The organism is Paenibacillus sp. T2-29, from assembly GCF_052921365.1.
Window position 1 is genome coordinate 389,302 of record NZ_JBREVE010000003.1, and the last position, 22,821, is coordinate 412,122.

Annotated in this window: 23 protein-coding genes; all 23 read left to right on the top strand. The window is 45.8% G+C overall.

Annotated features, from left to right (window positions below; genetic code table 11):
* The first annotated feature begins 10 nt into the window (after nucleotides 1-10).
* The gene (flhA, locus tag ACU1JV_RS11440) at nucleotides 11-2,044 is read left to right on the top strand and encodes a flagellar biosynthesis protein FlhA (RefSeq protein ID WP_025677632.1); all 2,034 of its coding nucleotides are present in this window, start codon (nucleotides 11-13) and stop codon (nucleotides 2,042-2,044) included.
* A complete protein-coding gene (flhF, locus tag ACU1JV_RS11445) occupies nucleotides 2,041-3,486 on the top strand; it encodes a flagellar biosynthesis protein FlhF (RefSeq protein ID WP_058829481.1) in 1,446 nt (481 codons plus the stop codon). The genes flhA and flhF overlap by 4 nt, the downstream gene beginning before the upstream one ends.
* Nucleotides 3,483-4,370 (top strand): MinD/ParA family protein, encoded by an 888-nt coding sequence (locus ACU1JV_RS11450; protein WP_058710531.1) that lies wholly within the window; start codon nucleotides 3,483-3,485, stop codon nucleotides 4,368-4,370. The genes flhF and ACU1JV_RS11450 overlap by 4 nt, the downstream gene beginning before the upstream one ends.
* Before the next feature lie 31 nt (nucleotides 4,371-4,401).
* Nucleotides 4,402-5,946, top strand: a complete 1,545-nt coding sequence (locus ACU1JV_RS11455) for a chemotaxis protein CheB (RefSeq protein ID WP_058829482.1) — start codon at nucleotides 4,402-4,404, stop codon at nucleotides 5,944-5,946.
* Nucleotides 5,947-5,979: 33 nt separating this feature from the next.
* A complete protein-coding gene (locus ACU1JV_RS11460; protein WP_040101563.1) occupies nucleotides 5,980-8,076 on the top strand; it encodes a chemotaxis protein CheA in 2,097 nt (698 codons plus the stop codon).
* Between the two features lie 62 nt (nucleotides 8,077-8,138).
* Nucleotides 8,139-8,600: a chemotaxis protein CheW gene (locus ACU1JV_RS11465; RefSeq protein WP_013370696.1), complete on the top strand. Its 462-nt coding sequence runs from the start codon at nucleotides 8,139-8,141 to the stop codon at nucleotides 8,598-8,600.
* Nucleotides 8,601-8,603: 3 nt separating this feature from the next.
* The gene (locus tag ACU1JV_RS11470; protein ID WP_013309909.1) at nucleotides 8,604-9,230 is read left to right on the top strand and encodes a chemotaxis protein CheC; all 627 of its coding nucleotides are present in this window, start codon (nucleotides 8,604-8,606) and stop codon (nucleotides 9,228-9,230) included.
* Nucleotides 9,223-9,720: a chemotaxis protein CheD gene (locus tag ACU1JV_RS11475; protein WP_013370698.1), complete on the top strand. Its 498-nt coding sequence runs from the start codon at nucleotides 9,223-9,225 to the stop codon at nucleotides 9,718-9,720. Before ACU1JV_RS11470 ends, ACU1JV_RS11475 begins: the two co-directional genes overlap by 8 nt.
* A gap of 2 nt (nucleotides 9,721-9,722) precedes the next feature.
* Entirely contained in the window at nucleotides 9,723-10,136 is a 414-nt protein-coding gene (locus tag ACU1JV_RS11480; RefSeq protein ID WP_058829483.1) for a hypothetical protein, read from the top strand.
* 14 nt (nucleotides 10,137-10,150) lie between these two features.
* The gene (locus tag ACU1JV_RS11485) at nucleotides 10,151-10,939 is read left to right on the top strand and encodes a FliA/WhiG family RNA polymerase sigma factor (protein ID WP_025677638.1); all 789 of its coding nucleotides are present in this window, start codon (nucleotides 10,151-10,153) and stop codon (nucleotides 10,937-10,939) included.
* Between the two features lie 44 nt (nucleotides 10,940-10,983).
* Nucleotides 10,984-12,393 carry a DUF342 domain-containing protein gene (locus ACU1JV_RS11490; protein WP_058829484.1) on the top strand — a complete coding sequence of 470 codons (1,410 nt, stop codon included), beginning with the start codon at nucleotides 10,984-10,986 and terminating at the stop codon, nucleotides 12,391-12,393.
* Between the two features lie 81 nt (nucleotides 12,394-12,474).
* On the top strand, nucleotides 12,475-12,795 hold the full coding sequence (locus ACU1JV_RS11495) for a hypothetical protein (RefSeq protein WP_040101558.1): 321 nt from the start codon (nucleotides 12,475-12,477) through the stop codon (nucleotides 12,793-12,795).
* A 41-nt stretch (nucleotides 12,796-12,836) separates the two neighbouring features.
* Nucleotides 12,837-13,361 (top strand): DUF6115 domain-containing protein, encoded by a 525-nt coding sequence (locus ACU1JV_RS11500; RefSeq protein ID WP_058829485.1) that lies wholly within the window; start codon nucleotides 12,837-12,839, stop codon nucleotides 13,359-13,361.
* Complete coding sequence (locus ACU1JV_RS11505) at nucleotides 13,358-14,005, top strand: endolytic transglycosylase MltG (RefSeq protein ID WP_040101557.1); 648 nt, start codon at nucleotides 13,358-13,360, stop codon at nucleotides 14,003-14,005. Before ACU1JV_RS11500 ends, ACU1JV_RS11505 begins: the two co-directional genes overlap by 4 nt.
* 277 nt (nucleotides 14,006-14,282) lie before the next feature.
* Entirely contained in the window at nucleotides 14,283-14,957 is a 675-nt protein-coding gene (locus ACU1JV_RS11510; RefSeq protein ID WP_058829486.1) for an MFS transporter, read from the top strand.
* Nucleotides 14,958-15,600: 643 nt separating this feature from the next.
* Nucleotides 15,601-16,299 carry a 30S ribosomal protein S2 gene (rpsB, locus tag ACU1JV_RS11515; protein ID WP_013309916.1) on the top strand — a complete coding sequence of 233 codons (699 nt, stop codon included), beginning with the start codon at nucleotides 15,601-15,603 and terminating at the stop codon, nucleotides 16,297-16,299.
* Nucleotides 16,300-16,431: 132 nt separating this feature from the next.
* Nucleotides 16,432-17,082, top strand: coding sequence for a translation elongation factor Ts (tsf, locus tag ACU1JV_RS11520; protein ID WP_013370709.1), 651 nt, complete (start codon nucleotides 16,432-16,434; stop codon nucleotides 17,080-17,082).
* A 120-nt stretch (nucleotides 17,083-17,202) separates the two neighbouring features.
* Nucleotides 17,203-17,931, top strand: a complete 729-nt coding sequence (gene pyrH / locus ACU1JV_RS11525; protein WP_013309918.1) for a UMP kinase — start codon at nucleotides 17,203-17,205, stop codon at nucleotides 17,929-17,931.
* Nucleotides 17,931-18,485, top strand: a complete 555-nt coding sequence (frr, locus tag ACU1JV_RS11530) for a ribosome recycling factor (protein ID WP_014599669.1) — start codon at nucleotides 17,931-17,933, stop codon at nucleotides 18,483-18,485. Before pyrH ends, frr begins: the two co-directional genes overlap by 1 nt.
* 85 nt (nucleotides 18,486-18,570) lie before the next feature.
* Nucleotides 18,571-19,338, top strand: coding sequence for an isoprenyl transferase (locus tag ACU1JV_RS11535; RefSeq protein WP_013370712.1), 768 nt, complete (start codon nucleotides 18,571-18,573; stop codon nucleotides 19,336-19,338).
* Between the two features lie 17 nt (nucleotides 19,339-19,355).
* A complete protein-coding gene (locus tag ACU1JV_RS11540) occupies nucleotides 19,356-20,147 on the top strand; it encodes a phosphatidate cytidylyltransferase (protein ID WP_025679732.1) in 792 nt (263 codons plus the stop codon).
* 145 nt (nucleotides 20,148-20,292) lie between these two features.
* The gene (locus ACU1JV_RS11545) at nucleotides 20,293-21,432 is read left to right on the top strand and encodes a 1-deoxy-D-xylulose-5-phosphate reductoisomerase (RefSeq protein ID WP_058829487.1); all 1,140 of its coding nucleotides are present in this window, start codon (nucleotides 20,293-20,295) and stop codon (nucleotides 21,430-21,432) included.
* 107 nt (nucleotides 21,433-21,539) lie between these two features.
* Entirely contained in the window at nucleotides 21,540-22,811 is a 1,272-nt protein-coding gene (gene rseP / locus ACU1JV_RS11550; RefSeq protein WP_058829621.1) for an RIP metalloprotease RseP, read from the top strand.
* Nucleotides 22,812-22,821 lie beyond the last annotated feature (10 nt).

Consider the following 22,821-nt stretch of genomic DNA (forward strand, 5'->3'; position numbering starts at 1 on the left):
CAAGAGACCCGTGAAAATAAAAGAAATAACCGTCCTTGCAGGCGTCATCGGTATCGTTCTTATGATGATTCTCCCGATCCCTTCATGGCTGCTGGATGTTCTACTCGTCATTAATATTTCTATTGCATTGATGATTTTACTTGTTTCAATGAATACGAAGGAAGCTTTACAGTTCTCTATCTTTCCTTCATTGCTGCTCATTACAACGCTGTTTCGTTTGGCGCTCAACATTTCTACGACCAAACTTATTTTAGGTGAGGGTCATGCTGGCGAAGTAGTTGCTACGTTTGGTAGCTGGATTGCAGGCGGCCAAATTGCCGTCGGCTTTGTTGTCTTTCTCATTCTTGTGGTCGTACAGTTCATTGTTATCACCAAAGGATCGGAGCGGGTAGCAGAGGTGGGCGCCCGCTTTACATTGGATGCGATGCCAGGTAAACAAATGAGTATTGATGCTGATTTGAATGCAGGTCTGATTAATGAGCAGCAAGCCCGTGAACGACGCAGTAAAATCGAACGGGAAGCGGATTTTTACGGAGCAATGGATGGTGCGAGTAAATTCGTTAAAGGCGATGCGATCGCCAGTATTATCATTTTGATCATTAACCTGGTGGGCGGCTTTATTATCGGTATGGCCGTTCAGGGAAAAGGATTTCAAGAAGCGCTGTCAACGTATTCTGTTCTCACGATCGGTGATGGATTGGTCAGCCAGATTCCCGCGCTGCTCATATCCACGGCATCAGGCTTGATTGTTACGCGGGCTACGTCGGATGGCAACTTAGCAGAAGATTTAACCGGACAGCTCTTTTCATATCCAAAATTGATCTACATAGTGGCTGCCACCATTGCATTATTGGGCCTTTTCACGCCTATTCATATCATTACAACTCTTCCACTTGCGATTCTATTGTTTTTTGCAGCCCGAAGAATGCAGGGCAATATGGAACGCAAGCAAATTGCTGATGAACAGCTGGAGGAGGAGCAACAAATCGAAGAGGTGCGTAGTCCGGAAAGTGTCATTAACTTGCTTCAAGTAGATCCGATTGAATTTGAATTTGGGTACGGGTTGATTCCTTTGGCGGATACACAGCAAGGCGGTGATTTACTGGATCGTATTATTATGATTCGCCGTCAATGCGCCTTGGAGCTGGGGTTGGTTGTGCCGGTCATTCGTATTCGGGACAACATTCAGCTCAAGCCTAACGAATATGTAATTAAAATTAAAGGCAATACGGTAGGCGGTGGAGAACTGTTGTTGAATCATTATCTGGCTATGAGTCCGGGATACGACGACGACTCTATTACAGGGATTGAAACGACAGAACCGGCTTTCGGATTGCCTGCACTCTGGATTGACGAGAACACCAAGGATGTTGCTGAGCTGTCAGGTTATACGGTAGTTGATCCTCCTTCAGTTGTAGCTACTCATCTAACAGAGACGATCAAGAAACATGCCCATGAGTTGCTTGGCAGACAGGAAACACGTTCGCTGGTTGACAATCTCAAGGAGAATTACCCAGTGCTGGTGGACGACCTTATTCCTTCTGTGCTTGCGATTGGGGACGTACAAAAAGTGTTGGCCAAGCTGTTGAAAGAAAAAATCTCTATACGCGATATGGTGACTATATTCGAGACACTGGCTGACTATGGTACTTATACAAAAGATCCAGACGTGCTGACTGAATATGTTCGTCAAGCGTTATCACGTCAGATTACGCAGCAATTTGCACAGCAGGGAGAAACGTTGCGCGTTATTACTGTGGGACCAGGATTGGAGAAGAAAATTGCTGAGAGCGTGCAGCAGTCGGAGCAAGGTAGCTATTTGGCTCTTGATCCGGTGTCAACGCAAACGGTGTATCAAAGGATGATGGAGCAAATCAACCGCCTCATTCAATCTGGACAGCAGCCTATTGTGTTAACGTCACCGACAATACGTATGTATTTGCGGCAAGTGATGGAGCGGACGATGCAGGATGTCCCGGTGCTGTCGTACAGTGAGCTGGAGCCGAACGTTGAAATTCAAAGTGTCGGGGTGGTGAACTTATGAGGGTGAAACGATATGTAGTGGATACCATGCCAGAAGCCATGCTGCAAATCAGGGGTGACTTAGGAACAGATGCCGTCATTTTAAGTACAAAGGAAGTGAAGGTCGGCGGTTTTATGGGGATGTTCAGTAAAAAGAAAATTGAAGTGGTTGCTGCAGTTGAGGAGCAGCAACCTCCAAAGCCTCGGCGGGCTGAACGCTCGTCACACCAGCTTGCCCAGGCTTCTTCGCCTCTAATGAACACCCCTGAGAAGCCGGAAAAACCATTAGTCCCTGTGGTCCCCAGACAAGCAGCTCCAGAAGCTTATCGACGGGTTACACAACAGATAGCCGGTAGTTCCAAAGAAGGACAAGCTGAATTAACGGTTAATACAGAACAAGCTGCATCAGCAACTGAGCATTTGTCGCCTAGGTCTGCTAATAACCTGGAGACTATATCTCAGGCATTTGATCAAGAAGTATTGCTTTCGAACCTGAAATCATCCAGTGAGCTGCATAAACGGCCAATCGAAGCAAGTGTTCCAGACAAGAGTGGAGCTGAGGAAAATCAGGCTTTGCTTAATGAATTACGGGAAATGAAAGCGATGATGACTCGGTTTTCCAGAAACTCTTCGATGGAAAGTACTTGGCCGGAGGCGCTGCAAGAGATTTGTGAGCATGTGTTGGAACAGGAAGTGGAACGTGATTTACTGGAATATTGGATCGAACAGGTATATGTCCGTCGAAGTGAGCACCCTTTTGCACCTGAAACTTTTGATTGGGAACAAGCCTTTCGTGAGGAAGTGACCAGTTTTATACAGACAAGACTGGATAAAGGAATTTCCCAAGATACCAAAATTGTGTATGTTGCAGGCCCTACCGGAGTAGGAAAAACGACAACCATTGCGAAGTTGGCTGCGGAACAGTTGTTCAAGCATCATCGCAAAGTTGGATTTATTACTTCTGACACGTACCGAATTTCAGCCGTCGAGCAACTGCGTACATATGCAACGATTTTAAATGTACCGCTTGAAGTTGTGCAATCTCCCGGTGACGTCCAAAGAGCTATTCAACGTCTGGAGCATTGTGACTTGATCCTCATGGATACTGCAGGGCGAAATTATCGTAATGAACTGCTTGTATCAGAACTGCAAAGTCTGCTTTCACCTATTAATGAAAGTGAGACGTATCTGGTACTCAGCCTGACATCCAAAAGCAGGGATATGCTTAATATAACTGGACATTTCAGTAAGTTTGGTCTTGGTAAGGTTGTATTTACCAAGATGGATGAGACAGGCAGTTGTGGCGGAATGTTTAATCTTTTGCACCAGTTTCCGATGCAGTTGGCCTATATTACTAATGGACAAAATGTTCCTGACGACCTGCTTCATCCCGATGCAGAAATGGTGACAAATATGCTGCTTGGAGCCAAAGGATCATCAGGAGTTAACGGAGATTCCATATGAGTGATCAAGCCCAATCACTTAGACAAATGGCTTCATCCTTGGATAAGTATCGATTACCCCCACGTAATCGTCACGCAAAAATTATAACGATTACCAGTGGTAAAGGCGGGGTGGGCAAATCCAATTTTACGCTGAACTTTGCTTTGGCCCTACAATCTCTTGGTCGAAAGGTACTTGTGTTTGATGCTGACATCGGTATGGCTAATATTGATGTGTTGATGGGGGCCCACTCACAATACAATCTTCTTCATCTGTTAAAACGTGAAAAATCAATTGATGAAATTATTCAAACGGGTATCGGTGGTTTGCCTTATATTGCCGGAGGTTCAGGCTTAAGCGAACTGTTTGCCTTATCAGATGAGAATCTGAATTATTTTGCCGAAGAAGTAGAAAAAATGGCAGCAGACATGGATTATATCCTTTTTGATACAGGTGCAGGTTTATCCAAGGAAAATCTTAAATTTATCACTTCAGCTGACGAATGTATGGTAGTAACCACCCCAGAGCCGACGTCCTTAACAGATGCGTATGCACTAATTAAAGTCGTAAACGGGTTGCAGAAAGATACGGTATTCAAAATTATAGTCAATCGTGCCGATAACGATAATGAGGCCCGTCAAGTTGCTGATAAGATCGCACTTGTTGCGAAACGCTTTTTGGAGATCGAAATCCCGCTGCTTGGACATATCAGTGACGATACTCATGTCATGCAGGCAGTCAAAAGACAAATACCTTTTATGGTTGCTTTTCCGGGATGTACGGCTTCAAGAGATGTACTGAATCTGGCACACCGTTTTGCAGCAATGCCACAGGTTCCACAATCAGGTGCATTGAGTGGAATTAAAGGATTTATGCAAAAATGGTTGCGGCGTTCTATGCATTGATTTTTGATGAGAGGAAACAGGGGTGTTTAACATGTGTGCTTACCGGGTGCTGGTTGTAGATGATTCGGCCTTTATGCGCAAAATTATTACAGATCTAATTGTAAGGGATGAGTCGTTCAACATCGTAGGTACAGCCGCCAATGGCAGAGAGGCTGTAGAGAAAGTGAAAGAATTGCAGCCTGATTTGGTCACCATGGATGTCGAAATGCCTGAAATGAATGGTCTTGAAGCGTTGCCACTGATTATGGCAGCCCATCCGCTACCTGTCATTATGCTGTCAGGCATCAATGAACAAGGCATGAAGGAGACCATCATGGCTTTGGAGGCAGGGGCTTTTGATTTTATAAGAAAGCCTTCCATCGCTCATGCGCAAGATATTGAGCAGGTGAGCAAGGCATTGCTCGAACAGATGCATACTGCTATGCAAGCAGTACGCAGCCGCTTGGAGCGCAAGGAAGCTAATGAACGCAAAGCTGCATTGGAACAAGCGAAAAAAACGCCAATGGAAAAGCCACCTGGACAGGCTGTGACTGAGAAACGAGCTGGAAGTCAAGCTTCGGCAGACAAGCCTCCTGTTGTTCCGCTTGCTTCTCCACCTGCTGCATCGGCTCAGCCAAAGAAAGATGCTGGGAAGTCCGTCCCAACAGCTGCCAAGCAGGAAACTAAAAAACAGCTGTCTGGAACAGCTGCTACAGCTGATCGCATAGACAAGCCAGCTGTTCAGCCAAGGAAACCAGTGCAAGTGCCTCATGTGCAGAAGAAAGAAGACTTGTCCATGGGTACGGGAATAACGTCGGGACAACTGAAGAGCTCTGAGCCGACCGCTGGCAAATCGATGCAGGGTAAGGATAAAGCAGGGTTGGTCAAGCCGGAATCACGGAAGACGGTAACTTCATCAGCTTCTTCCACTCCTGCGGCTACAACGCCTCCAGTAACAGCACCTACAGTTCCAGCCGCACCAAAGGGATTGTCACTTAAAAAAGGTGTACACACGTCCAGCTTTCGAAAACTGGTGGCGGTCGGATGTTCTACGGGCGGACCACGGGCGCTGAAGACGCTGTTGGAGCGCATCCCTGGGGATTTTCCAGCTCCAATCGTTATCGTTCAGCATATGCCGCCAAACTTCACTCGTTCGCTAGCCCAACGGTTGAATACGTTGAGTCCACTACGAGTGGTGGAGGCTGAGCAGGGGATGACGCTGGAGACGGGAACAGCCTACATCGCTCCAGGGGGATATCAGCTAAGAATTGTGCCTGGAGCCGGTGGTAAATACACTGTGTCACTGAAGATGGAGGAGGCTCGCAATGGTCACCGTCCTTCCGTAGATACGATGTTCGAATCACTGCTCTCGTTAACCTCGCTGGAAAGACATCTAGTATTGCTTACTGGAATGGGGAGCGACGGGGCTAAAATGATGAAAAAGCTTTATGACGCTGGGGTTCAATCCACATTTGCTGAAAATGAGGAGACTTGTGTAGTGTACGGAATGCCCCGCTCAGCAGTTGAATTAAAATGTGTGCGCCACCTTCTGCCAATGCAGGAGATCGCCCCCAAGCTTGTACAAGTTGTGAAATAATCGGAGTGTAACTCATGGAGGAGGTGTCTCACAATGGACATGAACCAATATTTAAACATGTTTATTGATGAGTCGAATGATCATCTGCAATCTCTTAACGAAAATATGCTTCAACTGGAAAGCAACCCAACCGATCTAGGCATCGTTCAGGTGATTTTCCGTTCTGCCCATACCCTCAAAGGAATGGCTGCTACGATGGGGTTTGAAGACCTGGCATCGCTCACTCACCAAATGGAAAACGTTCTTGATCTGGTACGTAACAACAAGCTGGCGATGCATGAATTTATATTCGATACCTTATTTAAAGGTTTGGATGCCCTGGAATCCATGGTGCAGCACATTACAGAGGGAGGCGATGGAAAAGCGGATGTCTCCTCTATTGTATCTTCATTACAATCCATCGTGAGCGGGGATTTCCTAAAGTCCGGCTCAAATGCCGCCACTGAGGAGTCTCCTTCTACAAAAGCGGGCACTAACGATAGTGCTGGATTGGTTTTGGACCAATTCCAGTATTCTGTACTGGAGCAATCGATTTCAGAAGGGCATCGTGTTCACTATATACAGGTAACAATCAGTTCAGAGAGCCAGCTGAAGGCAGCACGTGCCTTTATGGTATTTAACACATTGGAAAACTCTGGTGAAATTGTCAAGGCCTATCCATCCGTACAGGATATCGAGCAGGAAAAATTCGAACAAAGCTTCTCGTTATATTACATAACGCAGAAAGAAGTTGGGGAGCTGGAAAAGGAAATCGCGGGTATCTCTGAAATTGACACTGTCTCAGTGGTACAACTGGATCAGGAATCCCTTAAACAAATGAGCGAAGTTACTGCTGGACTCGCTGAGACAGCGGCGGTACAGGAAGCACCAGTTGCCGTGCAGCCAACCGCTCCATCCCAGCCGCAGTCTTCAGCTGCGGCCTCTGTCGCCAAGCCAGCTGCAGGTAAAGCGCCAGCAGCCAAGGCGGCTGCTCCTACGCACAACCGTACGATTCGCGTAGATATTGAACGTCTGGATGTACTTATGAATTTATTCAGCGAGTTGCTCATTGACCGTGTGCGTTTAGAACAGTTAGCCAGTGAGGCTTCCAATCCAGCACTGACAGAAACGGTTGAGCATATGAGTCGTGTGAGCAGTGATTTGCAAAATGTTGTTCTTAAATTGCGGATGGTACCTGTAGATACTGTTTTCAACCGTTTCCCGCGTATGGTTCGCGATCTGGCCAAGTCGCTGGATAAAAAACTGGAATTGGTTATTACTGGAGCAGAGACTGAAATGGATCGGACTGTTATCGACGAAATTGGCGATCCTCTGGTGCATTTGCTTCGTAACTCCGTGGATCATGGCATCGAGTCAGTGGCCGACCGGATTGCAGCTGGCAAACCAGAAACTGGAACGGTTCAACTGCGTGCTTTTCATAGCGGTAATAACGTATTTATCGAGATTGAGGATGATGGGAACGGGATTAACCGTGAAAAGGTACTAAACAGTGCTATTTCCAAAGGGATTTTGACAGCAGAACAAGCAGCTTCAATGACCGACGAGGAAGCTTATCAAGTATTGTTTGCTCCAGGCTTTAGTACAGCTGCAGTCATTTCAGACGTATCAGGACGCGGTGTCGGTCTGGATGTTGTTAAATCCAAAATCACTGCTTTGGGTGGTAATGTTACTGTTCACTCCACATTGGGCCAGGGCACTAATTTCTCTGTACAATTGCCGCTGACTCTATCCATTATTGCAGCCATGATGATACAGATCGGTTCAGAAAAATATGCGATTCCTTTGTCTTCCATTGTGGAAACTGCGATCGTCAAACGTAAGCAAATCCGTTCTGTGCATGGCAATAAGATGATTGCTTTCCGCGATTCTCATATCCCGCTTATCTCCTTGAGTCAGCTGTTTGAGGTACCGGACTTCAACGAAGATGAAGAAGAAGAGACAGAGGTCGTGGTCATCCGTAAGGGAGACCGTCTGGCAGCTCTTTCCGTACAGGACTTTTTGGGACAAAGTGAAATCGTCCTTAAAAATCTGGGCAAGTATCTTCCAAACATCCAAGGAATTTCAGGTGCTACGATTCTGGGTGACGGTCAGGTTGCTTTGATCATTGACCCGAATGTTTTCATTAAATAATGTCTTCAATAAAAATGAAAGAAATGTGAGATTGCTGACATCAATAAGGAGGGTTTTTAGACATGGGAGAAGAAATTAAAGTTATCGTATTTAAGCTTGGTGAAGAAGAATACGGTGTTGAAGTAGAAAAAGTCCAATCTATTGAACGCATGGTGCCGATTACACGAGTTCCGAGAACTTACGATTTTGTTAAAGGCGTATTCAACATGAGAGGCGTGGTTATTCCGGTTATTGATCTTCGTGGCCGTTTTGGATTACCTGAAGCTGAATATACCGATCAAACCCGTATTATTATCGTTGCTGTGGGCGAAATGCAAGTCGGCTTTATTGTGGATTCAGCGAATGATGTAATTGACCTGAATACTGACAACATTGAGACACCACCGGAAGTGGTTGGCGGAGTTAAGGCGAAATACCTTCGCGGAGTTGCTAAAATTGGTGAAGAACGCCTGTTGATTATGCTGAACTTGTCCGAAGTTTTGAACCGTAGCGAAATGAACCAACTGGAAGGTTTAGAGGATTAATATATGGAAAATCTAGGAAATCTTGAAGACTTCAAGTTGGATGTATTGAAAGAAGTCGGCAATATTGGCTCGGGGAACGCTGCTACAGCGCTCTCCCGGCTTCTCAATAAACCAGTCGATATGGGTGTACCCAAAGTGCAAATGCTGCCCTTTGAGGAAATTGCGGACAAAGTCGGCGGAAATGAACAACTTGTTGTTGCAATATTTTTTAGAGTCGAAGGGGAAGCCCCTGGTAATCTATTCTTCATATTGCAACCTCAGGCGGCGAAAAGCTTACTTTCCCGTTTGGCGAATATTCCTTCGGATGACGAGGATAGCTTTAACGAAATGGAGCATTCAGCTCTGTCGGAGATCGGTAACATTTTAGCAGGCTCCTACCTTTCTTCGTTGGCGGATTTCACACGTTTATCCATGTATCCAACAGTCCCTGCGCTGGCACTGGATATGGCAGGAGCCATTCTCAGCTACGGACTGCTGCAGTTTGGGCAGATGGGGGATGCTGCTTTATTGATTGACACATCGTTTCTGGAAGGGCAGAATCAGATTGAGGGTCAATTTTTCCTGATTCCTGATCCAGAATCGTTCGGGAAAATCTTTAGGTCGTTAGGAGTCCCGATGAACGATGATTGAGGATAAAAGCATCATTAAAGTCGGCATGGCAGATTTAAATGTTACCAGCAACCCGAACTCGATTCGCACGACAGGACTTGGCTCCTGCGTCGGATTGACCCTCTATGATCCTCATTTGAAACTGGCAGGCATGGCACATGTGATGTTACCGTCCTCGGATATTGCGCGTGAAGGGCAGTTGAATATTGCCAAATATGCAGATACAGCACTGCCAGAGTTGTTGGAGCGAATGTTGAAACTGGGTGCTGAACGGCGCAGACTGATTGCCAAAATGGCAGGAGGAGCGCAAATGTTTGCCTTTGCGGGTAGCGGAGACACCATGCGGATTGGCCCGCGCAATGTAGAATCGTGCAAGGAAATGCTTGTAGATCTGGGCATTCCTTTAATTGCGGAAGATACGGGTGGCAATTATGGACGAACGATTGAGTTAAACTCTGAAACTGGCGTTTTGAATATTCGAAGCGTACAAAAAGGTGTAAAGGAATTATAAACATGTTATTTGGTAGCTTACGCATTAATCTTTGGTCTGGAGTAGTCGGATTTATTCTGACTTTTGTGTTGTCCGTTGGCAGCAATCTGCTGACCACGAGCTTAATTCGTGGCTTAATCGCCTTCGTTTTTTGGTTCCTACTTGCATTTGTGCTGCGCTGGACACTGGGTGTGGTAGCGCGGCCAGATCTGAGTAATGCCCAAGACCGGGCAAGCTCTCAGGTAGATGGCGTAGGGGGAAATCTGGACCTGACGACACCAGACGAAAATGAAAACCTGAATGAATTGCTGAAACCGAAACCAGAGCAGACGGACGAGGGGAATAATGGTTTTGCACCTTTAAACCCACCCAAGCTGGTTTCCAACAAGGACCCTGAAGAATTGGCCAAGGCCGTTCGTCACCTGACAGACAAATAAGGAGGGTGAAGCCGATGAACGAGCGAAAAGCCGCTCATTTGAACCATTCCGACCTGTGGGAGCAATGGAAAGAACACGGTGACAAGGAAGCGAAGAAACAGTTAATTGAAAAGTATCTTCATATTGTGGAGTATGTGTCGGGCCGTCTTGCAGTAGGCTTACCTAAAAATGTATCCAAGGATGATCTGGCGAGCAACGGTGTTATGGGTTTGATTGATGCTTTAGAGAAATTTGATTATGAGCGTGGTTTGCAGTTTGAGACTTATGCTTCTTGGCGTGTTCGTGGAGCAATTTTGGATGGCCTTCGTCAAGGAGATTGGGTTCCTCGTTCAGTTAGGGAAAAAGCGAAAAAAATCGAAGACGCCTATCAGCATCTAGAACAAAGATATTTACGCACAGTAAGCGACGAAGAGATGAGTCATTATTTGGACGTCTCCGAGAAAGAGTTTCAAAGTATGATCCAGGAGGTCGCCGTGATGTCGATTGTTTCACTGGAGGACCCGATCCGCGAAGAAGAGTCGGAAACACGGCTTTCCCTGTTGGTGGACGAAAAGGCGAAAAATCCGGACCATAAGGTCAATGAATTCACACTTCGTGATGCCTTGGCACAAGGCATTGATAAATTAACTGAAAAAGAGCGTATCGTTGTTTCTTTATTGTATTACGAGGATCTGTCACTCAGTGAAATTGCTGAGGTCATGTCACTTTCTCCTTCGCGAATTTCTCAGTTGCATTCCAAAGCAATATTACGTCTGAGAGCGACACTGGACAAACAACGGGATTTGCTAATGCGTAAAGATTAACGTACGGGAGGTTACAGTAACAGTTAGACGGAAGGAGCACCCATGTGGAGAAGCAGTATGCTTTGGATCAGTTTTTAAAAGTGGTTGTCTCACCTGACAAACAATCCGCCTACTTGGAGTTTGCCAAACGTGAAGAAGGCTTTGCCTGTTCTGTGCAAGAATTAGAACGTTTTCTAAGCAACCAAAAAATATCCTACGGTGTAATTACCGATGCAATTCGCACATTTGCGGCAAATCCGGAAGATCATTTCTTCGGGAAATTACTGATTGCTCAAGGAAAGCAGCCGATTCATGGTACAGATGGGAAAATAAATCTGGCCGATATTGTGACCGGTGAAGATGCACATAAGCCACTTGAAACTGTGGATGGACGGGTGGATTATAAAGAATTAACTCGTTTAAGAAATGTAAAACGTGGACAACTGATTGCCGAACGGGTGGATCCTCTGCCGGGTGTACCAGGGATTGCTGTAACCGGAGAGGAAATTCCTTTTCTTCCAGGTAAAGAGGCGCGTTTTAAAGTTGGCAAAAATGTAGTGATCCATCCGGAAGGCGTTGCGATGTATGCGGCTATTGATGGTTTAGTGACTACAACTGAAAAGGGCAAGCTTAATGTGTTCCCTGTGTATGAAGTGAACGGGGATGTCGATTATAGCGTCGGTAACATTGATTTTGTTGGAACCGTCGTCATTCGCGGGAATGTCTTGACAGGTTTTCGCGTTCGGGCGGCTGGTGACATTCGTGTCATTGGCGGTGTGGAAGGCGCTGAAATTGAGGCGGATGGCTCAGTGGAAATCAGCGGGGGTATTATCGGATACCATAAAGGATTCGTGAAAGCTGCACAAAATGTGAAATGCTCGTTTATACAAGATGGTAACGTGATCGCGGGAGCCGATGTACTTGTATCCCAGAGTATCATGCATTCCCAGATCAAAGCGAGTAATAATGTAATCTGCGAAGGGACAAAAGGGCTTATCGTAGGTGGCAGTGTACAAGCTGGTAAAAAGGTAGTGGCTCGTACCGTCGGTAATACGATGTCCACAGCTACCAATATCGAAGTGGGTGTGCTTCCCGAACTGCGTGATGAGCTGACAGAACTCCGCGCACGATTGAAGCAGCAGACAGACAGCCAGGATAAAACGAACAAGGCTCTCACAATATTGGATCAGCTAGCGGCTGCCGGTCAGCTCGCATCTGATAGAATGGCTATGCGAATCAAGCTGACATCTACTAAAAAATCCAATGAACAGGAACTTTTGGAAACCAAGTCCAGAATGCTTGAAATAGAACGAACTTTAGAAGATACGAGCCGCGCCCGGGTAGAAGTGAAAAATGTGATTTATGGTGGCTCTAAGATAGTTATCGGCAGATATACAAAATTTATTAAAGATTCTTTGGAAAGAATGGCGTTTTATTACCATGAGGGAGATATCAGCATGTCCTCCTACATGTAATTCATTACACTGATAATAATTCAATTTATTATATTTCTTGGTAGTCTGATACGGATGCCTAATCGGAAAGGGTGTGGTCCAATGAGCTTGAAGGCTGTTGAATTGCAAATTGCTGTACCTCGCACTAGTGAAGCAGGGAAATACCATAGTGAGTCTCAGCAGCGACCGATGAATGACCAGGCATTACTTGGACAAAAGACTGCGCTGGAGACGGAGAACATGCGTCAGCGAAGCGGTGCCATAGACCAGTCTGCAGAAACATTCGTCGGTGAGAGGCAAACAGGTGAGCAGAGCAGAGATTCTTCCCAGCAGAGTCGCTCCCGCTCAGATGAGACTGAGCTGCCTAAGGAGCATCCGGCAGAGCATCCGTATAAGGGACATCATATTGATTTTTCGCTCTGATCCGATGGGTGGAGAAGCGTTATAAAAGGAGACGATGGGCAGTGGATCAACCATGGATTTATATTGTTCTGCTGGGAGCCGCAGCTGTTGTCTACGCCTGGCTTATGCCAAAGCGCCAGCCAAGCCAGGGAACAGAAGAGGCCGTCGTTCAAAAGGTTGAGGCTACATTGGAGCAATATATGGCCGATATTGAAAACGACAATGACGAGTTGATTGAACTCGTATCTGGTATGAAGCAGGAGCACGCGGTTAAGCAGGCAGCATTACAAGAGCAAGTAGCTGAGCTTCGGAATCGTATTGTGGAGCTTGAGCGTCAGGCAATGCTTGCGACCATCTCTATGCCAAACTCAGATTCAGAAGCTTCTATTGTAACTTTGGAGGAGCAAACGGCATTGCAAGAGCCTCAAACTGAGCAGGAACAAGAGTCCATCCGAGATCGTTATCAAGAGTTGTTCGCGATGCATGAGCAAGGCAAGTCGGTGGATTATATAGCCAAGCAATCAGGCATCCAGCGGGGCGAAGTACAGCTCATATTACAACTCGCGGAACGGGAGGATGTGACATGATCAAAAACCGCTCATTTATGTTAGGCATGGGTACGGGGCTTATAATGGGGGCATTGTTGTTGCAACTGGCAATAATTGGTCAGGGGCAGTCACAGCAATCTTCGACAGACCCGAAAAACATGACGCGAGAACAACTAGAGAAGGCAGCAGCCGAGTTAAATCTTCAGATCAGTGACAGTTCTGATCCGAAAATGACAGAAGAGGAATGGCGTAATAAGCTGATCAAGGAAGGCAACAAGACTCCCGTTGCACCTCAAAAGGCTAAACCAGCTCAAACGCCTTCAACACCAAAGGTACCTGCAAACAGCACATCCTCGGCTGCTTCTAAGCCTTCGACTAGCACGTCGGTACCACAAAGTCCAAACAAGCCACAAACTCAAAGAGCTGGCACTACAACCACTCCCGATATTCCCAAGCAGCCTGCCACCCCACAAGTGCAATATAGCATTGCATCGGGGAGTAATTTAAGAAGTGTGGCATCTGGATTGGAACGGGCTGGAGTCGTATCGGATGCTAGTGCATTTGAGGCAGCAGCTAAGGCTAAAAAAATCAATACCAAAATTCGTACAGGCACCTATCAGTTTGCTAAAGGTGAGGATTTCAGTTCTATTATTACTAAAATAACGAAGAAGCCGTCCAACTGACCTAATCGGGAAGAGGACGGCTTTTTATTTTTTTCGATGCGAATAAAGAATTTTCTTAGTGTTTAGTTCAAAAGCGGGAATGACCCCCCCATAATGGCTTACAACATAGTCTATTGCAATTCAGAGCTAGTGGACATAAAAAAAGACCCCTGAAGAATTCAAAGGTCATCTCATGGCGGCTTACACCAAGATGTATTGTTAAAACTGCCCTCAATCCAGATCAATGTAGCTCTAGCGAGGAGGGGGCATTATCGCCTTAATTCTCGGGTATAAATATTTGCCGAAATCCGGCCGTCATGAGGCGTCGAATCTGGACGTCATCGGCATGTGCCTCGCGCCGATCGCCTTCTCAATGCTGGCGTATGGTGTAAGCGAAGGCGGCACCAACTGGTCCAAGGCTTCGACGATCACGGGCTTGACCATCGGCGGCATTGCGCTCATCCTTTTCATTTTCGTGGAACTGGCACAGAAGCAGCCGCTGCTGGAGCTGAAGGCGTTCAAATCGTCTGATTTTACACGCAGCATCATCTTGACGTGGATCGTACAGCTCGCGTTGTTCGGCGCAATGCTGATCGTACCGCTGTACCTGCAAGGCGTCATGCACTACACCGCCCTTGAAACCGGCTGGATCCTGATACCTTATGCGTTATGCGCCGGAATCGGCAACCCGATCAGCGGCGGGCTGTTCGACAAAATCGGCGCGCGTCCGCTCGCCTTCGCCGGTCTTGCCGTCCTATCCATTTCTCTATTCATCTTGTCCAATATATCTGTGGATCCTTCGCTCTGGGTTATTATCTTATGCATCTGCACCATGGGTCTCGGAATGGGCTTCTCCATGATGCCGCTCAACACGCATGTTCTGAACTCTGCACCTCGCCGCCTGGTGAGCCGAGTCACACCATTGACAACAGCAGCTCAGCAAGTTGTTCTCTCGTTGCGGTCGTGGGTCTGACGAGTTATCTGACGTCGCAAATCACTTCCCACACCGCAAATGCGGGAGCGGACGCGAATCCGCTGAATGCTGTCGTTACGGGTTATGGCGATACGTTTTTCCTATCCGCGTGCCTTACGACTGCGGGTGTAGCTCTGTCGCTCCTTTTGCGTAAACCGCAGCAGCAGGAAGAAGGTACCGCCGACGGGGACAACCCGGACCCGGCGATGATGGGTCACTAATCGCGAATCGGTACGATTTTATTCGTGTGCAAAAAGCCTTGGCCGTTAGTCGGTCAAGGCTTTTTGCTGGTACGCCCAGCATGGCGTCATCTATATATAAAAGACTAGCACAGATTCGGCTAATAGGGCACATAATGGAACTATCCTGCCCGTTCAATGCAGTGCGAGAGTCTAACACTTTATTTTCACAAACATTTTGCTAAGAAGCCAGGCAGATGGAAGTGTACAGGACGTTTTTCACACGGTTTCGACTATTGTCGAAAAGCTGGTTGCAACGCTGCAAGTGTTATGGTATATTAATTGACGGTGTTAAAAACGCACGTCGGTTAATTTTATAGAGGGTGCTTCCAATAGGAAGTCTTTATAAAAAATGATGTCGGCGGAGGACACACAAAAAAACCAAACTTAGGAGGTGCGTGAAGATGGCAGTAATCTCCATGAAACAGCTTTTGGAAGCTGGGGTTCACTTTGGTCACCAAACACGTCGCTGGAACCCGAAAATGGATCGTTATATCTTCACTGAAAGAAACGGTATTTACATCATTGACTTGCAAAAGACAGTGAAAAAGGTTGAGGAAGCTTACAACTTCGTAAAAAGCATTGCAGCTGAGAATGGTACAATCCTGTTCGTAGGCACTAAGAAACAAGCACAAGATTCCGTTAAAGAAGAAGCAGCTCGCGCTGGTCAATTCTACATCAACCAACGCTGGTTGGGTGGTACACTGACTAACTTCCAAACCATTCAAAAACGTATTGATCGTTTGAAACAATTGGAAGCTTGGGAAGAAGATGGTACATTTGCTGTTCTTCCTAAAAAAGAAGTTATCATTCTTCGCAAAGAAAAAGATCGTCTTGAAAAATTCTTGGGTGGTATCAAAAACATGAAGGGCCTTCCAAGTGCTCTGTTCATCATTGATCCGCGCAAAGAACGTATCGCGGTTGCTGAAGCTCGCAAATTGGGTATCCCAATCGTAGGTATCGTTGATACAAACTGCGATCCAGACGAAATCGACTATGTTATCCCAGGTAATGACGACGCGATCCGCGCTGTTAAATTGCTGACAGGTAAAATGGCTGATGCAGTTATGGAAGCTAACCAAGGCGAAGAAACTACAGCATAATATTTCCGATCGGAAATACCTATACGAATTAAATGAAAAGGGTGGTTGGTAGGTGGAAAACCTCTCACTACCCTTTTTTTAAGGAATAAAGCTCGTATATACCACTGAAAATTAAATTTGGAGGGAAATAATATGGCAGTTAATGCTAGCGCAGTAAAAGAGCTTCGTGAAAAAACAGGCGCAGGAATGCTGGATTGTAAAAAAGCGCTTGAAGAAGCAAATGGTGATTTGACAAAAGCGGTTGAAGTTCTGCGTGAAAAAGGACTTGCAGCTGCAGCCAACAAAGCAGGCCGTATTGCTACTGAAGGCGTTGTTGAATCCTACATCCATGCTGGCGGCCGTATCGGCGTGCTGGTAGAAGTAAACTGCGAAACAGACTTCGTAGCGAAAACTGACCAGTTCAAAGATTTTGTTCGTGACATTGCAATGCATATCGCTGCATCGAACCCTCGTTATGTTCGTCGCGAAGAAGTGCCACAGGAAGAGATTGAAAAAGAAAAAGAAATCCTGAAAGCACAAGCTTTGAACGAAGGTAAACCAGAAAAAATCGTTGAAAAAATGGTTGAAGGCCGCATCGGTAAATTCTACGAAGAATTCTGCTTGCTGGAGCAATCTTTCATTAAAGATCCAGACAAAACAATCTCCACACTGATCAACGAGAAAATCAGTACGATTGGTGAAAACATCTCCGTACGCCGCTTTGTTCGTTTCGAACTGGGTGAAGGTCTGGAGAAAAAAGAAGACAACTTCTACGAAGAAGTTATGTCTCAAGTGAAACAATAATTACCAACGATCGGTAAATGCATATGAATAAACAGAAATGGAACACATCAGTGTTCCATTTCTTGCAACAGGACACCTATCCTGTTACATAAATAATATATGAAATTGGAGGGTGATCATTTGGAAAAACCTGTATTTAAACGTGTTGTTCTGAAAGTTAGTGGGGAGTCGCTGTCAGGTCCTAACGGTTACGGTATTGATGCGGATACAATTGCGTCGATTGCTGAACAAGTTAAGGACGTGGTGGAACTAGGAGTAGAAGTTGCTATTGTGTGCGGAGGCGGTAATATCTGGCGTGGTATTGCTGGAAGTGCCAATGGGATTGACCGGGCAACGGCAGATTACATGGGTATGCTTGCAACCGTGATGAACTCATTGGCTCTACAGGATGCTTTGGAACAGATTGAAGTGCCTACGCGTGTACAAACGTCCATCGCAATGCAACAGATTGCAGAACCTTACATTCGCCGTAGAGCTATTCGTCATCTGGAAAAAGGTCGGGTCGTAATTTTTGCTGCAGGTACGGGTAATCCGTTCTTCTCGACTGATACTACAGCTGCTTTGCGTGCCGCTGAGATCGAAGCAGAAGTAATTCTGATGGCTAAAAATAAAGTAGATGGTGTGTACTCCGCCGATCCGTTTAAAGATAGCACAGCTGAAAAATATGAGCAGCTCACGTATTTGGATGTGCTTAATAAAAATCTTGGTGTCATGGATTCTACAGCTTCCTCGCTGTGCATGGATAACAATATTCCGTTGATTGTCTTTGCTATTACAGAGCAAGGTAACATTAAACGTGTCGTACTGGGTGAAAAAATTGGTACGATCGTCAAAGGGAGTGTAAATTAATGCCACAATCTGTGAAAAAGAGCGCTGAAGAGCGCATGCAAAAAGCAATCCAGGCATTGCAACGTGATCTTGCATCTTTGCGTGCAGGACGGGCAACACCAGCATTACTGGACCGTGTGCAGGTTGAATATTACGGCGCAATGACTCCAGTCAATCAGCTGGCGAATATCAATACACCTGACAGTCGGACCTTGATGATTCAGCCTTGGGACAAATCTTCTCTGGCTGATATCGAACGCGCTATCCAAAAATCCGATTTAGGTTTGACACCTTCGAATGATGGTAACACCATTCGTCTGAGTATTCCTGCTTTAACGGAGGAGCGCAGAACTGATTTGGTGAAGCTGACGAAAAAGAGCGGTGAAGAAGCGAAAATCGCTATTCGTAACATTCGTCGTGATGCAAACGATGATATTAAAAAAATGGAGAAAAGTGATATTTCCGAGGACGAATCTCGTAAGCATCAGGAAGATATCCAGAAGACGACTGATAAGTTTATCGCTGAAGTGGATAAAGTTTTAGCTGCAAAAGAAAAAGAAATTATGGAAGTTTAAAAAGATTGGCAGCCCCTCCCTTACGGTGGGGTTTGTCTCTTTTCAAGCCTGAGGCACATTTTCAGAGAATGCTGGAGGAACTGGAATGATCAAACGGGTTCGGTCTTGGTGGAACGGGGAACAAAAACAGCAAACACCGGCCATTTCAAAAGACAATATTCCGCAGCATGTTGCTGTCATCATGGATGGGAACGGCAGATGGGCCAAACGGATTGGAATGCCGCGGATTGTAGGGCATCAAAATGGAATGAAGGCAGTGAAACGCACAGCAATTGCAGCGGATGAACTGGGTATTAAGTATTTAACTTTATTTGCTTTTTCAACTGAGAATTGGACGCGTCCAAAGGACGAAGTTGATTTTCTAATGAAACTGCCTCAAGAATTTTTGGCAATTGAGCTGGATGAGTTGATTGAAAAAAATGTGCAAGTGCGTATGATGGGGAACAAGGAACATTTACCTTCCCATACCGTTGAAGCGCTGACTGAAGCGACTCGACGTACTGAAAATAATACCGGACTTGTACTTAATTTTGCATTAAATTATGGCAGTCGGTTGGAAATCACAGAGTGCATGCAAGCATTGGGCCGACAAATTGAGGATGGAAAGCTGAAGCCGGAAGATATAACATCTGAGCTAATTGGTAACACGTTGCTTTCTACTGGTATGCCAGATCCTGATTTATTGATTCGAACAAGCGGGGAACTTAGACTCAGTAATTTTATGCTTTGGCAGCTTGCATATAGTGAGTTGTGGTTTACTGATATTTATTGGCCCGAGTTTAAAAAAGAGCATTTATACGAAGCAGTGATCGAATATCAGAAAAGATCACGACGGTATGGCGGACTGAAGTAAATGGAGGATGAAAGCCGTTGAGACAGAGATTAATTACCGGTATTCTGGCAGGCATATTCTTTTTGGCAATGGTCCTGTGGGGCGGCTTGGCCTACCATTTGCTTATATTGGTGATGGCCCTAATCGGATTTTATGAGTTCGCACGAATGACGCAGGTATCTCCTTTTGGAGGTACGGCACTGCTTGGCTACGTAAGCATATTAGCATTTGTATTCCCATATCAACCTCTGGGTTTACACACACCGCTATCCTTTGCCAGTTTGCTTTGGTTGGTAATGATAGTGTTTATGATGATCACGGTAGGAACGAAAAATAAAATCCCAATTCAAACGGTAGCTATACTATTTCTTGGTACTGTATATATAGGATTTGGATTTTCGTATATTGCAGAATCACGTCATATGGAACATGGACTGTTATGGACTTTTTTGTTGTTGTCTTGTATTTGGGCAAGTGATGCAGGGGCATATTTTGTAGGCAAAATGGTAGGAAAGACGAAGCTATGGCCTGCGATTAGTCCAAACAAAACGGTTGAAGGGTCCATTGGCGGAGTTGTTTTAGCTTTGGTTATAGCTCTGGTATTCGCTGGATTATCAGGTGGACTGCTGCCCTGGGGTAAAGCCTTCGGCATCGGTTTGTCATGTGCTGTTGTGGGACAACTGGGCGATTTGGTACAATCTGCATACAAACGAGTGTACGGCATTAAAGATTCTGGTAATCTGCTGCCAGGACACGGTGGTATACTAGACCGCTGCGACAGCTGGATTGTCGTTTTTCCATTTGTACATATGCTGATGCTGCTTCCATGAGTCTGGTAATTACAACTTATGCTCAGGATCAACCTTTATGTTGTTCCTCCTGCGCTATTAGAAGGATGGTAGCAGCTGTATAGTTGCCTGGGTAACAAACAATGAGCTCCTGATTAAAGTGATTTTCAGGATAGGAAGGTGCATCATGAAAAGAATTACGGTACTTGGTTCAACCGGCTCTATTGGAACTCAAACACTGGATGTGGTGTCCATGCACCCAGATCAGTTCACTGTTGAGGCTTTAGCAGGCGGCTCCAATGTAAAGTTACTTGCTGAGCAAGCACATCTCTATCATCCTAAAAAAGTGTCTGTCGGTACTCAGCAGTTAGCGGATGAAATTCGTCCTTTACTGCCTTCTGGAATCGAACTACACTGGGGAAATGAAGGACTTGTTGAGCTGGCCGCGAATACAGAGGCGGATATGGTTGTGACGGCTGTAATGGGCAGTGTCGGATTGCACTCCACGCTGGCCGCGATTGAGGCTGGAAAACAGATCGGTTTGGCTAACAAGGAAACACTGGTTACTGCTGGTCATCTGGTCACTGCGCGAGCTCGGGCGAAAGGAGTGCCGTTGCTGCCGATTGACAGTGAGCATTCAGCTATTTTCCAATGTCTGAATGGTGAGCGTATGAAAGATGTGGCACATATTACCCTCACAGCATCAGGCGGTTCTTTTCGAGATTTGACAAGGGAACAGCTGCGTGAAGTTACTGTGGAAGATGCACTTAAGCATCCTAATTGGTCAATGGGGGCCAAAATTACAATTGATTCAGCAACGATGGTAAACAAAGGGCTGGAAGTCATTGAGGCACATTGGCTGTTCGGACTTAGCTATGAGCAGATCCATGTGTTGCTTCATCCGGAAAGCATTATTCATTCCTACGTCGAGTTTCAGGATACAAGCATTGTTGCTCAACTTGGGAACCCGGACATGAGAGTACCCATTCAATATGCATTGACTTATCCTGAGCGGATGAAGTCTCCGGCAAAGCCTCTGTCACTGGCTGAAGTGGGAAAACTCCACTTTAAGGAAATGGATTTTAATCGTTTTCCTTGTTTAAGGCTTGCCTTCGAATGTGGTAAAATGGGTGGTACAGCACCGACCGCATTTAATGCTGCTAATGAGATTGCTGTTGCCCGTTTCTTGCGTGGAGAAATTTCTTTTCTGCATATTGAAGCTATTATTGAACAGGTGCTCGAACAGCATGTCAATATGGCTGATCCTGATTTATCTGCGATTGAAACCTGTGACCGCGAAACTCGTAGTATAGCTGCGAGGTTGTAGGCTAATGTTGGGGTCAAGAACGAATTGTGATTCTCTTGTGCGGGTTCGGAGAATAATGATAATCTAGGAAGACAAACTTGATCTCATTGAAAGGGGAACGGAAACGATTGGAAACGATTCAAATAGTGTTGATGACGGTGCTCATGTTTTTCGTCATAGTGACGGTGCATGAATGGGGGCATTATTATTTTGCCAAACGCGCCGGGATTCTGGTACGGGAGTTTGCGATCGGTTTCGGTCCGAAACTGTTCTCTTATAAAAGAAACGAGACACGATTTACACTACGGTTGCTGCCGTTCGGTGGTTTTGCCCGCATGGCGGGAGAGGATCCGGAGGTCAATGAAATTGAAACCGGACAAACGATTGCTGTACGCGTAACAGATGGCGTCGTTAAGACCATCTATTTGGACCAACTGGATAACCGCAAGAATGTTGCGCGCGGTGAAGTGTTGGATATTGATCTGGAACAAGCGCTAACTGTAAAATTAGATGTGGATGGTGAAGATCAGCAATATACTGTGCACCCACAAGCGATGATGGTAACCAAAGGACAATCCATTCAAATTGCACCGAAGGATCGACAGTATGGGAGTAAAACAGTGGGACAGCGTGCGATGGCTATATTTGCTGGACCACTGATGAATTTTATTCTTGCCTTTATTCTGTTTGGTCTGCATATCCAGATGGTCGGCATACAAGTGGACAACCCAACTTATGTTCAAATTAGTGAAATTACAGCGGGTATGCCTGCTGCTGAAGCTGATTTGCATAAGGGAGATATCATTGAATCGGTGAACGGAGTTGCAATTGGTGCGAATGTTGAAAACATGATCAAGCTGATTGCAGATTCTCAAGACAAGCCGATGAAGTGGACAGTTCGCCGTGATGATAAAACCTTTGATCTTACCATTACACCTCGTGCAATGGAAGGACAAAAGGGTGGCAAGGTGGGCATTGTGCCTGAACTTCCAAAACGCCAAGCAGGTGTTGGGGAAACATTCAAATTTGCCGGACAATCCATGGTCAGAACGACAGATATTATTTTTCAAGGATTTAGCCAGCTTATCCAACGTTTTTCTATCAATGACCTGGGAGGCCCCGTACGTACTTTTGAAGTGACGGGACAAATTGCTAAGCAAGGCATTGAGCAGTTGACATATTGGACTGCGATCATGAGTCTTTATCTGGGGATATTCAATCTATTGCCTATTCCGGCTTTGGATGGAAGTAGACTTGTTTTCCTTGGGGTTGAGGCGGTAAGAGGACGTCCTGTTGATCCGAGCAGGGAAGGAATGGTCCATTTCGTTGGTTTTGCTATGCTATTCCTACTTATGATTGCGGTCACGTATAACGATATTTTACGCTTAATTAATGGTTAATTAGAGACGG